Consider the following 16733-nt stretch of genomic DNA (forward strand, 5'->3'; position numbering starts at 1 on the left):
AGACCCACGGGAACCCGACCCTGCCGGCCGTTATGCGCCGATGCTGGGATCGTCCTGAAGAAGGCCGCTGCGGGCGATCCACAGGGCGGCCTGCACGCGGGTCTGCACTCCCATCTGACGCATCAGGATCCGGAGCTGGGCCATCACGGCATCTTTGGAAATGCCGAGGCAGGAGGCGATGTTCTTCGTGCTCTTGCCGCTCATTATAAGGCTGAGAAGCTGGATGTCGGACGGATCCAGTTCGTGAAAACCACCGGGAGGGCCACCGCTCTGCTCCCGCTGGGCCTGAATACGCTCGACCAGAGTGGCGGGATCCTGGGTGGTCAAATCCTGCGTCGGCCTGCCGATCTGGGCCAGAACTTCCCTCCCGATCACCACCTCGCCGGCAAGGATCGCCTTGAGACTGTAAATGAAGCCGTCTGCAGAACTGTTGGTTGAGAGACAGCCCGCCAGGTTCACCCACCTGATGATGCCGCTATCCTGCTTTGTCAGGTCGTCGGCTAGAAGTACCAGCTTGTTCGATGGACGTTTCAGGCTGTGAACGTCTTCAGGTGCCGGCCGTACTGCGGCGCTGCTTATGAGGATCAGTTCAGGCGAGCAAACCTGTAGTTTGCAAATCGCTTCGGATAACGAGGCTACGTCGAGAACGACGTCGAAGTCGTTGTCGCACAGGAGATGTCGAAGCGACTCCCTGACAAGCCTGGCCGGCTCAACAATGATTGTTTGAATAGATCTTGTCATGGTCCATCCTTTCGATAGGCCAGGTAAGATATTTTTTCGGCTGGGAATCAGCGCATTGAGTCGATCTGAAGAATCAACGAACTGCTTCCGTTGCGCCTAGAGTTTCCCGGTTTCCTGACGTGAAGTTCTTTAGCGTTGGCTGGACGTCGCCGAGCGCAGCATTGTTCGGAAGCAGCATTGTTCGGAATGGGTGCACATCTCCTCTGATTGAGAAAAGGTCAAGAAACAGCAGCTGAACAGGTCACGGCATACTGAAGGATGGGTGCAATGCACCCTGGGGAGTCCGAGCTTGTTATGGATCCCCCAAACAATCACCAAACTCTGAAGCCGGTGGTTCACGGCACAGTTACGCAGAACCGATGCCGTTCCGGTAATGGCAGCCACGACGTGCCGGATTTCTAAGATATTCTTCGATGTCATACTGTGCCGCCTGACTGACGACGCCAGGAAAACGCAACTCCGTTGCTGACCCAATTCTATTGCGCATTTTTGCTGGTGGTGTAACTAGACGGATTTCAGAACGTTGAGTGGAGTGCTTCGCCCTGCCGAAGTTCACTACCAGAAATGCAAGTATTAGTTGCAAAAGGCGCTCCTTGATACTTTCAGGGAGGCAATCCCGACGATATATTGCTTCTTTCTGAAGAACATAGATTTCTCTTGTTCTTTACTCTGGACCAAGTCGCCGTAGATCACTCCAACGCATACCCAAGCTACGGCGCATTAAAGGCGCAAAGCTGTTGGTACGGCAACAATTTATGGATAAAAAATAGTCTAAGCTGGAAATCGACTTTATCGGTAATACTTCGGTGGCGTAATTGGTAAGAAAACTAGCCGAGAAGACGTTTCACCAAAGTAAGCCTCCCCCTCTTTCTGGCCAGGCGCACTGTAGTTCTACCTGTTTTTTGAAAAGCGGATGCGGATTCTCCTAAGCCGTCGCCGGAGCCCGCGCCGACAACGAACGCTGTCAAAATGAAATAACGACATATGCCCTATTTCTTACTGGTAATAAAACAGTCTTTGATCTCGATGTGCCCCCAACGGTGTTAATACAGCTTGCTGTGTCCCCAGATACCTCCTCGTCAAGCTTGACCCGGGGCGGCGAGCGGCAGCAACAATAGGACAGCATCCAGATCAGGCCTCCATCGGAACAGCGGGCAAGGGCCGGCACTTCCCGGTAATGGCCTCCTGAGGATAACGTCGAATATTGGCATGTGCCTTCCGCTTCTCAAGGGACTCAAGATGCAAATAGTCATTCAAGCCGTGAACGGCGGGCGGAGTTATCCGCAGTGACAGTGGCCGAGCTGCAGGGCTGAACCCGCCATTGAAACAGATTGGGTGTTGACAGTGCCAATCATCCGGCATGTCAATGCTTGCTAATGTTCGATTCCCGGAGTCATCCATCGTCGGTGAAAAGTCGGACCACTCTTCAGTCGGGCTTCGGACAGGTATGAACGCGGTTCCGCCGGTTCTCAAGCGCTTGGCCGGCAAACGGCGGGGTCAAAGCGCACCTCTCTCATGCAAGTTCGCTCGACAGGACTGGCCGTGGAGGCGGTGGCCGTGCGGCAGGCAGCCGTCCTGACCGGAAACAATCGAGAAACAGCCGTCTGCGGCACACCAATTATGGGATTCGGCATGGCATCTCTGCTCCCGAACGACATTCTCAGCGACGCGCCTCGCGGCAAGCCTGACGTCCACGTCTATCATGATCGGATGGTTCAGGGTGTGCTCGACCTGTTATGGCGGCGCAAATGGCCGCTGGTCGGCTTCGTCGCGTCCGTCATGATCCTCACGGGCTTCGTGCTGAGTCAGATGCCGCCGGTCTATAACGCCGAAGCAGTCGTCCAGCTGGATACCCGCAAGACCCAGTATGTCGATTTCAATTCCGTTGTATCGAACCTGAACGCCGACGCCTTGGTCGTCCGCAGTGAAACGGACGTCATTCGTTCCCGCGCCATAGCCGCCAGGGTGGTCGATAGGCTGAAGCTCGATGCCCAGCCAGTCGACGATCCGCCGCAAAGCGTCGGCCATGCGTTCCTGTCCATATTCGATCGGATCGTCGCGTGGGCCGTCGCGAGCTGGCAAGCGGGTGAGTTCCAGACCTTCCTCGGCGCTCCTGTCGGCACGTCCGTCCCCATGACACAGGAGACCATCCGGGTCGCCGCAATCGACCGGCTCCTGAACCATGTCGGCGTGACCAATGACGGGCGCTCATACACGATCCGCATCACCTACTCCTCCACCGATCCGAAGGAAGCGGCACAGATCAGCAACGCCTTCGCCGAGGAGTATGTCAGAAGCCAGATCGACAGCAAGTTCGAAACCACCAGGCAGGCGAACGAGTGGCTCGCGGCCAGCCTGGAGAGCGCGCGCCAACGCGTCCAGCGGGCCACTGCGGCCGTGGACAGCTTCAAGGATGAGAACGGCATAGGCGCGAGCTCCGACGGAACTCCGAGCCTTCCCGTCCAGCAGGTCAACGAGATCAACACCCAGATCGCCCAGGCAGAAGCCGCGTGGGCGGTGAGCCAGTCGCGCCTGGTCAGGACGAAGACGCAGATCGACGCCGGCCAGGAGGAAGCTGTGCCGGAAGTGTTGAGTTCTCCCGTCATCCAAAACATGCGGCAGACCGAGATCGCGTTGCGCGGCGACCTTGCCGACCTGAGGGAGCAGTTCGGCGAGCGTCACCCGGAAGTTCGGAAGATCAACGCCAAGATCGCCGACGTCGATCGCCGGATAAGGGCGGAGGTCGGCCATGTGGTGGCCTCGATGCAGGCCGAAGCCGATTCCTTGAAGATCAGGGCGGACATGCTGCGCGACCGGCGCGACCAGCTCCAGCAGGTGGTGGGCATCTCCAACCGCCTGCAGACACGCCTGCGCGAACTGGACGGCGAGGTGGAGGCGAGCCGGACACTGTTCCTGGCGATCGCCGAACGCTATGTCGAAACCTCCGCGCTGCAGAATATAGCCCAAGCCGACGCCCGGATCGTATCGCTGTCGGACCCGCCGCTGCTGCCTTCCGGTCCGAAGGTCTTGATCATCCTGGGGCTGACCGGGGTCATGGCCACCACCGGCGGGGTCGGGCTGCTACTGCTGCACCAGAAATTCGATGTCGGTTTCCGCACTGCCAATCAGGTATCCGGACTGGCCAATGTCCCCTGTCTCGGGATGGTGCCGCTGTTGCCCACCGAAACCATCAAGATGAAGCTGTCCCGCGGCCATCCCGCCAATGTCGGGGAGTCCGCCTTCGCCGAAGCGCTCCGCTCGGTCCGGACCATCCTTCGCCTCCAGTCCATCGAAAGGCCGATGAAGGTCATCGTGGTCACGTCGTCGCTCCCTGAAGAAGGGAAGTCGATATTCACGTTCGGGTTGGGCATGGCTTTTTCGGAAAGCGGCCTACGGACGCTGCTGATCGATGCCGACCTGAGGCGGCCGGCACTCGCGTCGGTGACGGGGGTCGGAGAACAGAACTCCCTGTCGATGGTGCTCGATGGACAAGCCAGTCTCGACCAGGTGGTTCAGCCGGTCGCCAACGGGCGGCTGCACGTCCTGCCGGCCATCGCGGAAGGAATTCGATCCCAGGATCGGCTCGGCTCGGCAGCGATGCGGCGGCTGATCGAGGATGCGCGCGGCCAGTACGATATCGTCCTGATCGACACACCGCCGGTCATGATGGTGGCTGACGCCTTCCTGCTCCTCGCCCACAGCGACAGCGTCATCTACCTGGTCCAATGGGAGCGGACACCGCGGGAAACGGTCCTGGCCGGCTTGCAGCGCATGCGGCAGGCGGGCGTGCGGCTGTCGGGCGCAGTCCTGTCTCAGGTCGATCTCGGTCGCCATGCGAAGTACAAGATCAAAGATGAAGGCTACTACTACCTGAAGAATCGCAAGCACTACTCCAATAGAATTTGACCCTCCCACAAATCTGTGGAGTTATTGATGATGAGTCGCAAAAGAATCATTGTTACAGGCGGCAACGGCTTTGTTGGACGTCCGCTTGTGCGGCGGCTCTATGCCGACCACGACGTCTGTGCAATCGACAGGGTGGAGCGCAGCCGAGTCCGCTTCGGCCCCGATGAGTTGTCCCGGTTTCAATTGGCACATATCGATATCTGCGATGCGGAGGCCCTGGGGGCGGTCATACGCGAGTTCAGGCCCGATGCCATCATCCATCTCGCCGCCATCCACTACATTCCCGAGTGCGAGCAGAACCCGGTCGATACGGTCGCCGTCAACGTCGGCGGGACGGTGAACCTGCTGAAGAACTGTCCGCCCGCCTGCCGAATGGTTTTCGCCAGCAGCGGGGCCGTTTACCGGCCCGATACCGCCGCCCATGACGAGCTGTCCTCGGTGGTGGAGCCGAGCGACATCTATGGCATGACCAAATGGCAGGGCGAGCAGTACACGCGCTATCTGGCGGCCGCTTCCGGATTTCCGGCCGTTGTCGTCCGCTTGTTCAACGTGGTGGGGCCGGGTGAAACAAATCCCCATCTGCTGCCCGAGATCGTCGCCCAGCTCAAAGCCGGGCGGACCTGCGTGCGGCTGGGCAATCTGACGACCAAGCGCGATTACATCCATGTATCGGACGCGGCGGCGGGCTTCGCCGCGGCCGCCGTGCGGGGCGAGATCGCACCGGGAAATGTGGTGACCGTCAATCTCGGAACCTCCGTCGAACATTCGGTCCGGGAGGTTCTGGACAGGCTGCGGATCGTCAGCGGGATCGAGTTCGGGATCGAGCAGGAAAGCGCGCGCATCCGCGCCGTCGACCGCCCGCGGCTGCGGGCCGACAACACCGAGATCCGGCGCCGGTTCGGGTGGGAGCCGCGGTTCGATCTGGATCAGGCGCTTCGGGATCTCTGGCGCGATCCGGACATGTTGGACCACCTGGTTCAGAAGTACGTCGCATGAAGGTCCTAGCGACGATCGTCGTCCCCCCTCATCTGTCGGTGAGCGGAGCGACCCGGGCCGCGGAGCGGCTCTCGGCGGAACTGGCGCGTTACTGCGACATCGACATCGCGAGCATGCAGCGCAGTTCCATGCAGGAAACTATGCCGGTGATGGCCGGCATGGATGTTTCGCGGGTGCCGGTCCGGGTCTCCAATCCCCTCGGCCTGACCGAAGGCATCCTGCCGAACCGCTTCCGCACTCTGTTCTACCTGTCGGACATGCCGCGCCTGATCAGGCACAGCGACTACGATCTCGTCCACATCCACAATCCGATGCCGGCGGTCGAGATGATGCGCGTTGCGCAGGCCTGCGTCTCGTCCGGCATTCCTTATGTCGTCTCGACCCACGGCTTCATTGAGGTCAGCCAGGGCGTCGCCCTCCACAGGCTCGGACCGCTCCAGCGACTGGCCTGGAGCATGCTCGTGTCCTGTCCCCTGCGCGCCGTGATGCGCAATGCCTCCGCCGTCGCCGCCCTGTCGCCAGTGGACATTCCCGCCGTCCGGTCCTTCGGGTTCGCGGGGGACGACATCGCGCTCGTTCCGAACGGCGTCGACCTGCCGTCCGACGATATGACGGGGGACGGGCCGGCCCTCGCCCGGTTCAACATCGTGCCTCGGGCCGCGGATAGTCCGATCTGCGCCTTCTTCCTGGCCAATCACACCCCGAACAAAGGCCTGGGCGTCCTCCTGGAAGCGTTTTCCACGTTGCGTCGCCCCTATCTACTGGTCGTGGGCGGAGAGCGGCGCGACTATGTCGACTATGATCGCTACGAGCGGATGGGGGACGCGGACCATCGCATCCTGTTCACCGGGCGGCTGTCCGAGGCTGAAGTCGCCGCTCTGCACCGGCGCAGCGACCTCTTCGTCTTCCCGACGCTGGCCGACACCTTTCCCCTCACGGTGCTCGAGGCGATGGCGCACGGACGGCCGGTGGTGGCTTCCCGGGTCGGCGGGATCCCGTACCAGATCGACGCGGAGTGCGGCCGGCTTGTCGAGCCCGGCGACGTCGAGTCGCTGATCGCGGCGATCGAAACGCTGGCAGGCGACCGTGACCGCCTGTGGGCCATGGGCCTCGCCGCGCGCCGCCGTGCGTCCGAAAGCTTCAATTGGAGATCGAGCGCCGCGACGGCGGCGGACCTGTACCGGCGGCTCCTGTCCCGTCCGGTCGGCGCGGCGACGCCGGCTCCGGCTCGGTCCTGAGCGGACCCCATCATTCTGGCCGAAAAGGAATTCACTATGGTTGATGCGCCCACCCAGCGCTTGGCGATCATCGGCTGCGGGGCCCTGGTTGCCCATCACCTCGTCCCGTCCCTCAAGCGCATCGGCTGGCTGCCGACCCTGCTGGCGGATCAATCCCGGGAGCGCGTGGATCTGGTTTCCGGACTGTTCGGAAGCCGCGGACGCGAAATGAAGCTGGTATCCGATTGGCGCGAGGCGGCGGACCTGTTCGATGCAGCCATCATAGCGACGCCCCATGCGCTCCATGCCCCGATCGGCGTCGATCTCCTGCGGGCCGGCAAGCATGTCTTCGTGGAAAAGCCGCTCGCGACGACGCTGGCGGACTGCCAGGCCATGATAAAGGCGGCGGAGGACAATCGCGTCCAGCTGGCCGTCGGCTACTTGCGCAGGCATCTCCACGTCTCGAAATGGCTCAAGGCGTTGTTGGAAGCGGGCATCCTGGGCGAACTGCGGAGCGTCACCCTGCGCGAGGGGGGCATCTACAACTGGGCCGTCTCGACCAACTCGTTCTGGCAGCGTTCCCTGGCAGGTGGCGGCGTTCTGATGGATACCGGCTCGCACGCGCTGGACCAGCTGCTCTGGTGGCTAGGCGACGTATCCCTGCGCGAGTACCGCGACGACTCCTACGGCGGCGTCGAGGCGGAATGCACGATGGAACTGGCGCTGCCCGAGGGCGGCGTCGCCAAGGTCGAGCTCAGCCGGACGCGAAACCTGCGGAACACCGTCCAGATCATCGGGACCAACGGCCATGTCGAGGTGGGCCTGCATGCCAACCTGGTTCACGGTGGCTCCCCCGGAGCCTTGTCGTTCGTCCATCACGGCATCGGGCCGGGACGTATGCCGCAGCAGATGTTCGCCGACTTGTTCGACGCCGAGATGCGCGATTTCCGCGAAGCGGCCGAGTTGTCGCGCCGGCCCTGGATCGACGGATCGGAGGCCGCGCGGTCCAACGCCTTGATCGATCAGTGCTACGCCAAGCGCAAACCCTTGTCGCTGCCTTGGGTCGAGGCAGGTGCCGGCGGCACGGAGACGGTCGATAATGGCGTCCAGGCGGGCAACAGCCCCGACGATATAAAGATCGGGCCCGGGAGCAGTGTGCTCGTGACCGGCGGCAGCGGCTTTCTGGGCGGCAGGCTGGTCGAGCGGCTGGCACTCGAGCGCAACTGCAGCATCAAGGTCCTGTTGCGCAACTATGGCCAGGCGGCGCGGATCGCTCGGTTCCCGGTCGAGATGATCGGCGGCGACCTGCTTGACAAGGATGCGCTTGATAAGGCGGTCCGCGGGGTCGACGTGGTGTATCACTGCGCCTACGATCACCGTTCGCCCAAGCAGAACCTGGACGGACTGCAGAATCTCATCGACGCCTGCCTGCGGCATCAGGTGCGCCGTCTCGTCCATGTCAGCACCATATCGGTTTACGAACCCCTGCTCGACGGCGACATCACCGAGGAAACGGTCGAGCCCGCGTCCAAGTGGACTTATGCAGTCACTAAGCGCAGCCTCGAGCGCGCCGTCATGGCTGCCGTCCGGGAACGGGGACTCCCCGGGACGATCATCCAGCCGACGATCGTCTACGGGCCCTATTCCAAGCCCTGGACGATTGCTCCCGTGGAGATGCTGCTCAACGGTACCGTGACGTTGCCGGACGACGAAGGCCTGTGCAATCCCGTCTATGTCGACGATGTGGTGGATGCCATGTTCCTCGCCGGCGAGCGAAGCGAGGCGATAGGAGAACGCTTTCTCATCTCCGGCCCTGAGGCACCGTCCTGGCGGGAGTTCTTCTCAACCTTCGAGCGGTGGCTGGGCGTCGAGTCGATTCGGTTCAAGCCGGCGTCGCAGATCCGAAAGGAGAACGCCAGTATCCTGCGCGACGTCAAGATGGTCGCCTCGGATCCCAAGAAGATCGTGACGATCCTGGTTCGCTGGCCGCTGGCTCGCCGTCTGCTACAAGCCGGGTTCGATACGATGGGCCAGAAGATGCGCCAGTTGGTGATCAAGTATTATTTCAACGCGTCGCCCAAGTCGAAGAGCGCCGTGTTCCTGCCCGACAACCAGACACTGTCCCTGTATTGCGCGAAATCCCACGTCCGCATCGAGAAGGCGCAACGCTTCCTCGGCTACCAGCCGAGATACGACTTCGCCACCGGAATGGAGATGACGCACAGGTATGTCGACTGGGCCTTCACCGACGCGCGCGCAGCCTGATCTCATGAATCCCCGGCGCCTCCTGCCCTTCGGTTCGATCGGCTTCTGGACCCTCATGGACCAGGGAGTGGTCAGCCTCGGTACCTTCATCGTCAACATCGTTCTGGCCCGCTATCTGGAGCCTGCCGGCTACGGCGTCTTCGTTCTGCTGTACAGCTCCATGTTGATCCTGCAGATGGCGAACTCCGCGCTGATCTTCTATCCCCTTTCGATCCGGGGCGCCGTGGCCCAACCCGACGAAGTTGCCGTCCTGATGGGTGGGGCTTGCCTCCTGACCGCGCTGGCCAGCCTCATCTACTGCCTGCCGCTGGCCGCAGTGCCCCTTTTCCTGGATCGTCCCGATCTGGTCCTGCCGGCGGTGCTCTGCTTTCTCGGCATCCAGTTCCAGGAAGCCTTGCGACGCGGCCTGTTCGCCACCCTGCGACATCGCAGCGCCATCTGGGGCGATCTCGTGAACTATCCGGGGCAGGCCGCTCTTGCGATCACCCTGGCCTTCACCGGCAGCCTGCATATCGATCGGATGCTGTACGGCATGGCCGTTCTGGCCTCGCTGGGCGCCGTGGTGCAGCTGTTCCAGCTTGCTCCGGCCCGACCGGCCCTGGCCGGCTTGCCACCGCTGGCCCGCGATTTCATCCAGACCGGTCACTGGGCGCTCACGGCCAACCTGGTATCGGTCTTCCGATATCAGGCGCTGATCGGGCTGGTGACCGCAGCCGGCGGCGTCGCGGCGGCGGGCATGCTCCAGGCTACCGCCAACCTGGCCAACTTGGCCAACCCTCTGATACTGGGGCTGTGCAACATCATTCCCCAGATGGCGGCCCGCGGTCAGGCCGAGAAAGGGGAAATCGGGGGATGGGCGGCGGTGCGACGCTACATTTTCGCCGGTGCCGGTCCCATGATACTCTTCTACATACTTTTGCTGGCAATGCCGGAAGTCTGGCTGCGGCTGTTCTACGGGGCCAGCTACACCGGGCTGACGGTTCCCCTGCGGATCCTGGCCGTGGCAATGGCCGCCAACTACATGGCGGACATGACATGCTCCTATCTCGTCGGCATCGACAAGGCCAAGCTGTCATTCCTCATCGGAGCCGCGGGAGCGGGGACGACCATGGCGGTGGCCATTCCGCTGATAAACAGCCATGGCATCTCGGGAGCCTGCGCCGCGATGCTCGCATCGGCGATCATCCGGGCAGCCCTCTGCTACCGCGTGGTCAGGAAACTCGGAACAGGTGGGGCGGCATATGCATGATGGATCCGCCATGACAATCCAGGAAAGTGCCTGCGAGCCCGGCGATGCCAAATGTCATCAGCCCGATCGCCTCGACATCCGCCATGTCCTGATCGACGAGGGAGGACACCATCCGATCCAGGCCAACGGCCTGATCCAGTGCATCTACCACTTGGCCGACGAGCAGACCAGGATGGGCGACGAAGTCACCGTCAACGTGCTGTCACCGGGAGGGGACACCACGTTCGAGGACGGCGCCCTCAGGGTCGAGGTGCTTGCCGCGCAGGGAATCAAGGTCGGTGATCGCCTGTTCACGCTCGACAGGTCCGCTCTCGCACAGTTGGTCCGGAATACCGGCAGCCTGACGATCTTCCATATCCACGGTGCCCGTGCACCCGCATTCGTGCATCTCACGCGTTACCTGCGCGCCCGCAAACTGGCCTATGTCGTCACGCTTCACGGCAACTACTCGCATGTTTTCGGTAACGGGGCATGGCCGCTTCGGCCGGTCATCTATCTCTACATCGCTCTGCTCGAAGGAGCGGCGTTGCGGGCAGCGCGCTTCGTCCAGGCCCTCAGCGGGGTGGAACACGCGGTAATCCGGCGGTTGGCCGGGGGCGCCATGATCCGCCAAGTCGGCAACGGCGCCTTTTCGTCGATGAGCGGCCAAGTCCCCGAACGGTTCAGGTCGGCGGCACCCGCAGGACCACCGGTCTTCGGATTCTGCTCCCGTTTCGCCATCCACCACAAAGGCATCGACCTTCTGGTCGACGGCTTCGCGCGATACCTCAGGGGAGGCGGGAAAGGTCGCCTGGAACTGATCGGCACCGGAGATCTGGGAGCGGCGATCCGGTCCCAGCTTGAGACCCCCGAACTTGCCGGACACGTAACCGTCCATGGCCAGAAGATGGGATCGGAGAAGACTGCAATAATGAAGCGTTGGCATTATTTCGTGCTGCCGTCGCGCTTCGAGGGGCTTCCGCTGGCCGGTCTCGAGGCAGCTCTCGCCGGCCTGCCGGTGATCGTGACGCGTGAGACGGGATTGGGTCCCGTGGCAGGTGCCGGCGGCGGGATCCTGATCGACGGACTGACCGCCGAGTCCGTCGAGGCCGCACTCCGGCTGGCGGAGGAGCTTTCCGCCGCCCGCTATGCGGCCGCATCCGACTGCGTCCATCAGTGGGCCCTGGACCATGCCGACTGGTCGGTCATCGCCCGCTCCCTGCGTGCCGGATACCTGCAGCAATGACGACCATTCCGTTCGAGCAGACGGCCAAACCGTCGCGCGATCTCCACGACAGGTACCTGCTTCTCCTTGGCTTCATGCTGGCGGGATACGCGGCGTTCGGCAAGGGCTTCGCCTATATCGGCTACCCGCCCCTGTTTATCGGAGAGGTGGTCCTGCTGTTGGGGCTGGCCGCGCTGGTTCGGAGCGGGGGCCTCATCGTCGCGATCGCGACACCGGCTAGCCTGACCATGCTGGCGTTCATGATCTGGGTCGCCTTCCGCACGATCCCCGGCATCGGCATCTATGGCCTCGAGGCCGTGCGGGATTCAGTCATCGGGCTGTACGGTCTGTTCAGTATCGTCATTGCGGCGCTCGTCATCGAGAGGCCACGGCGCATCCTCATGCTGCTGCGCTGGTTTTCTCGTTTCAGTTTGTTCTATCCCGTGGTCGCCCTGTTTTCGTGCTTGGTGTTCCGTTTCTACGGCAGCGTTCTTCCGGTCTGGCCGGGGTCCGGCGTACAGATCATCTTTCTTCGGGCGGGTGAACTTTCCTGCCACTTGGCGGGCATCACCATCTTCGTCATCCTGGCATTGGGAAAGAGCACCCTGCCGTGGGTGGTGTCGCTCCTTGCCTGCCTGATCGTCGCCGGATCGATGAGCCGGGGCGGAATGCTGGCGTTCCTCGTGCCGGTCTGTCTCGCCGTAGTTCTGACCGGCGCGTTCGCGAGGCTGTGGCAGTTCCTGATAACCGCGATCGTGCTGGTGCTGCTGTCGCTGTCGGCCGAGTTCCTGATCGCGTCCGACGCGATCGACATGCGGGCGATTTCCTCGCAACAGGTGCTGAACAACTTCATCAGCATCTTTTCCTCGACGGGCGACATGACACTGGACGGAACGAAGATCTGGCGTCTCCATTGGTGGGATGCGATCTTGAACTACACCGTTTACGGAGAACACTTCTGGAGCGGTCGCGGGTTCGGCATCAACATCGCGATCGAGGATGGCTACCAGCAGAACGATCCCGAGGGAGGCGCCCCCCTGCGCAGTCCTCACAACGCCCACATGACCGTACTGGCGCGGGCCGGGGTACCCGGGGCGGTGATCTGGGCAGTCATGCTGATCACATGGGGCGCCTCCATGCTGCTGGCTGCGCTGCGGAGCCACCGGGCCGGCGCATTTGCCTGGTCGCGGTTGTTCATCTTCCTGTTCTGCTACTGGCTGGCATTTCTCATCAACGCGACCTTCGACGTGGCGCTGGAGGGACCGATGATCGGTATCTGGTTCTGGACCATCCACGGCCTGGGGGTTGGCGCCATGATGCTGCGGGCGGCTGAGGAGGGTCGATCGGGCTAGTTTCCGGGATGGGATGCCCAGCCTGGATTCGTCAGTCAGCGGGTCTGGATACCGGTGATGCCGGAACCCGGAGGTTGGCGTGTCAGGATTTTTTCTGCCTGTCCGATCATCCGGACAGCGTGTTCCAGGGAGGGTTCACAGATGGCAGCAATGGAGATCGCCGCCTGGCATGAGGCCAGGAAGGTTTCCGGGTCGCCCAATGAAAGGGGAGACGCACACATCGTCGGATTGGTGACTTCCCTGGCCCGAGATCGCGCTTTGTCGATGGCAGCTTCGGCCGCGTCGAGCCGGAGCGTCTGGAACCCCTGGGATGGGGCAACCACCCCGCCGATGGCCAGGAAGCGACCACCGGCGTGACCGTGAGCCTATGCGTGCGGTCTCTGAAAGAGGATCCGACAGACTTTACGTTCATCGATCATGGGTTGGCAATGGCGCGCACTTTCTACTTGGCCTCATTCTTCAACTTTACGTCAATCGTCAGTGGCGCCGGAATCCAATGGCCTGGGAACGATCCGAAGAGGGAAGCGATGGATAATGCTGCTGTGGAAGGCGTCGGCCGCCTTGCGGTAGGAGCATCGCGCGGAGAGGGTGCGGGACCTGGGGATCCTGCAGGTCCTGTCTCGTCTGCCGAGCTTTTCATCGAGATGGCGGGTGCGGGGCGTTTCTCCGACCTGGAGGAGGAATGGACTGCTTTGATCGCGAACAGCAGGGAGCCGAATGTCTTCCTGGATCCGGCAATTGTGAGTTCGCTGGTCGAGGCCCTGGGGACTCCGGCGCGCGTCGTTCTGGCCTGGGCATCCGGCAGTTCCGCCGAACGGGTCCGACTGGTCGGAGTCTGGGTCTTCGTCGTCGGCCGGCCGTCATCCCGGCTGCCGATCCGCGTCCTGGTGTGTCCACTCAACAGGCTGACCTTCCTGGGGACGCCCGTGATTGAGGCCGGCTGCCATCATGCGGTCCTGGCGGCCATGCTCGACGCGATCAGTGCCGATGTTTCGCTGCCCAAGATCCTGTGCCTGAACGATCTGAATGCGGACGGCCCGGTTTTGGCAGCTCTCGGCGAGGTGCTGGCCGCCCGCCGCTCCCCGCCGGTTGTCCTGGAGCGCAGGACCAGGGCCAAGCTGGAGGTGCCGCCGGACGGATCGAATATTCTGGAGGGCTCGCTATCCAGCAGGAAACGTGCGGATATGCGGCGGTATCGGCGGAGGCTGGCTGAGCGGGGCGAACTGGTTCATGTCAGCCTGAGGTGCCCGGACGAGGTCGGCGGTGCCTTCGAGAAGTTCCTCGTGTTGGAGGGCAGGGGGTGGAAAGGAAAGCGCCGCGAGCGCGGCATGGCAATCATCCTGGACGAGCGGCTGACGGCATTCGCACGGTCCATGATCGTCGGCTTGGCGCGAAAAGGCAGGGCGGGCATCGAGGTCTTGCAGCTGAACGGCATGCCGGTCGCGATGAACATCTGGCTGCGGTCGGGCAGCCGTGCGTTCGGCTGGAAAATGGCGTATGACGAGACCTTCAGATCGTTCTCGCCAGGCGCGCTCCTGATGCAGGACGTGACGGCGATCTTCTGCGCCGCTCCCGCGCTCTCCTCCGTCGATTCCTGCAATCGCCGGGAGGTCGGGATTACCGCTGATTTCTGGGCGGGGAGGCATGACGTGACTGATATGCTGCTGGACGCAAGGCCGGGTGGCTCACTCGTTTTTCGACTGCTCGGAGCCGCCGAGTTCCGCTACCGGCAATTCAAGGGACATCTGCGCAAGTGCTCAGGCTTCGGCGCCCGCAATCGATGACCCCGCGCGGCAGGCTTGAGCGAAGCCGGTCGAGGACAGCCCGATCGACTTGGCTGGATCGTCTCGAGTAATGCTTTCGCGCGGCAAGGCGGAGCGCCCGGATCCTGTCATAGCGGCCGTGCCTGTTTCCCGATGCCCGCATGCGACCTTATCTAACGGAGATACCCGGATTCCCAATGGCGAGCTTGCCAGCTTCCTGCTCTGCTACGGAACATCAAATCGGACATGGGTGGATTTTCCGTCAAGGCGGGTTCGACTTGCAGGTTCTCAAGCATGGCGGAGTGCTACGCGTCCAATCAGGCTGCCAGAACCGGCATCAACGGGATCAATTGCGGCATAATAACAAGAAGTCGGAGTTGCTGGTCATGGCGAACGCCTTGGTTCTCGCAAGTGGATTCTTTCTGCAGTATCGCACCCTAAGATGCGCCGCCAAGCTGTTTTCCGCAGTTTATGTCCTAGGAGAAAGACGTGCCAAACCGATGAGGGCATCGATAGCGTGCGACGGCTTCTTCGATAGCGATCATGAATTTTACTTGATCCTGCGCGAAACAGTCGATCAGATCAATTCTCTGTGTCGCACCCTAAAAATAGACATTATCCTCCCAAGTGATGCCAGCACGACGCGCTTTATCTCCCGGTATCGCGATCAGCTGCATGCGGCTGTCTACCCCGTTCCTTCCCCGCAATCGTTCGACACTCTGAACGGAAAGCATAATTTCGCGACCTTGTGCACTATGCTTGGCGTACCGCATCCAAAGACGACGGTGGTCGCCAGAAAGCAGGACCTGGCGCATCTGGGTACGCCGGGATCGATGCAGTTGCCGGCCGTTGTGAAGCCACTCGGCATGTGGGGCAGTTACGGTGTACGGGTGGTCGATTACCATAACAAAGATGATGTTCTCAGGAGTATTCAATACGAGCCGGTCCTGATCCAGGAATTCGTAGAGGGAAAAGAGGTTTCCGCATTCTATCATTGCCGATCTGGAGAAATACTTGCAGGAGTCTGCTACAACATAAGCAATGGTGTTCTGACCTTTACATCCCTGGAGGAAGTCGACCGCAACGCCGGACTCATCGCGGATTACCTGAAGATCGACGGTGTGATCGGGTTCGACGTGATGGTGGGCCGGAACGGGGAGATCAGCTTTCTCGAGTGCAATCCGCGGTTCTGGTACAATATGGATGTAGTGGAAGTCGCCGGTATCAACTTCGTAAGCTTGGGGATCGAGTCGTTGATCAATCCCTCATGCAACTGGGAAATGGTCAGGCAGCGCGCCCGTGATCTTCAAGGGCAGTCCTTTATGAAGCTATCGGCATTGCTGGCATCTATGGCCAAGCCGTGGCTTTGGAGGCGAATCGATCGTCGTATGCTTCGTTATTATGCGCAGGATCTTGTACCCGTCGCTTGGACTGCTCTGTACTCTTTCACCAGTGCGCGCAGCGGATCAGGTTATGCCAACGGGAGCCTGGGTTACCAGCAGGAGTGTCTGCCTCCCATGGCGCGGGAGATCCAAGGCCTTGAGCCAAGCGCTGTGCCCGCGGAACAGGCGCGTTCTGGCCTCACATCGACGGATGCACGGTTTCCGTCCATGTGGGACCGCAAGGTTCCCCATCCCTGACCATTGGCACGGTTTCCAGATGAGCGGCATGGCCATCCGGAAGCTGCGGCGGCATCCTGGATGTCGGCTGTGGCCAGGCTGAGAATCAGCAGGGATCGTCGGTGTTCGTCAAAGGTCTAGATCGGAATGTGGCGCGGCAGCTTGCGGAACCACCGCTAGACCGCCTGCCGGACCGGGGAACGGCGGCAACATGCGCCGGCCGCATCCCATCCAGGCCAGATAGCGGACCGCATCCAAGATCTCCTGAAGATCCGCTCCGATCTTCCGGCGCGGCATGCCGCGCCGGGTAGCAACGGCTCGACATGCGTCCACGCCCCATCACCCAAATCCGCAGCACGATGCCGACGGCCGAACCTCTTCTGACGACTACTGTGCTTTTCGACCGCCCCCGTTAGTCGGA

The 16733-nt window shown here is 61.8% G+C and carries 10 protein-coding genes; 9 read left to right on the top strand and 1 reads right to left on the bottom strand.

Annotated elements, in window-relative coordinates; translation table 11 throughout:
• Positions 1-30: 30 nt before the first annotated feature.
• Positions 31-741 carry a helix-turn-helix transcriptional regulator gene (locus tag JL101_RS33145; protein WP_203100740.1) on the bottom strand — a complete coding sequence of 237 codons (711 nt, stop codon included), beginning with the start codon at positions 739-741 and terminating at the stop codon, positions 31-33.
• A gap of 1542 nt (positions 742-2283) precedes the next feature.
• On the opposite strand from JL101_RS33145, the gene JL101_RS33150 reads away from it, so the two are divergent.
• From JL101_RS33150 to JL101_RS33190, 9 genes are all read left to right on the top strand, one after another.
• The gene (locus tag JL101_RS33150; protein ID WP_203100748.1) at positions 2284-4647 is read left to right on the top strand and encodes a GumC family protein; all 2364 of its coding nucleotides are present in this window, start codon (positions 2284-2286) and stop codon (positions 4645-4647) included.
• A 27-nt stretch (positions 4648-4674) separates the two neighbouring features.
• Complete coding sequence (locus JL101_RS33155; protein WP_323374754.1) at positions 4675-5643, top strand: NAD-dependent epimerase/dehydratase family protein; 969 nt, start codon at positions 4675-4677, stop codon at positions 5641-5643.
• On the top strand, positions 5640-6881 hold the full coding sequence (locus JL101_RS33160; protein ID WP_203100750.1) for a glycosyltransferase: 1242 nt from the start codon (positions 5640-5642) through the stop codon (positions 6879-6881). The genes JL101_RS33155 and JL101_RS33160 overlap by 4 nt, the downstream gene beginning before the upstream one ends.
• Positions 6882-6917: 36 nt before the next feature.
• Positions 6918-9125, top strand: coding sequence for an NAD-dependent epimerase/dehydratase family protein (locus JL101_RS33165; RefSeq protein ID WP_203100752.1), 2208 nt, complete (start codon positions 6918-6920; stop codon positions 9123-9125).
• A 4-nt stretch (positions 9126-9129) separates the two neighbouring features.
• On the top strand, positions 9130-10374 hold the full coding sequence (locus tag JL101_RS33170) for a lipopolysaccharide biosynthesis protein (RefSeq protein ID WP_203100754.1): 1245 nt from the start codon (positions 9130-9132) through the stop codon (positions 10372-10374).
• Between the two features lie 10 nt (positions 10375-10384).
• Positions 10385-11599 (top strand): glycosyltransferase family 4 protein, encoded by a 1215-nt coding sequence (locus JL101_RS33175; protein WP_203100756.1) that lies wholly within the window; start codon positions 10385-10387, stop codon positions 11597-11599.
• Complete coding sequence (locus JL101_RS33180) at positions 11596-12930, top strand: O-antigen ligase family protein (RefSeq protein ID WP_203100758.1); 1335 nt, start codon at positions 11596-11598, stop codon at positions 12928-12930. The genes JL101_RS33175 and JL101_RS33180 overlap by 4 nt, the downstream gene beginning before the upstream one ends.
• A gap of 353 nt (positions 12931-13283) precedes the next feature.
• Complete coding sequence (locus JL101_RS33185; RefSeq protein ID WP_203100759.1) at positions 13284-14714, top strand: GNAT family N-acetyltransferase; 1431 nt, start codon at positions 13284-13286, stop codon at positions 14712-14714.
• Between the two features lie 365 nt (positions 14715-15079).
• A complete protein-coding gene (locus JL101_RS33190) occupies positions 15080-16333 on the top strand; it encodes an ATP-grasp domain-containing protein (RefSeq protein WP_203100761.1) in 1254 nt (417 codons plus the stop codon).
• Positions 16334-16733 lie beyond the last annotated feature (400 nt).

The sequence above is a fragment of the Skermanella rosea genome (assembly GCF_016806835.2).
Classification (GTDB): Bacteria; Pseudomonadota; Alphaproteobacteria; order Azospirillales; family Azospirillaceae; genus Skermanella; species Skermanella rosea.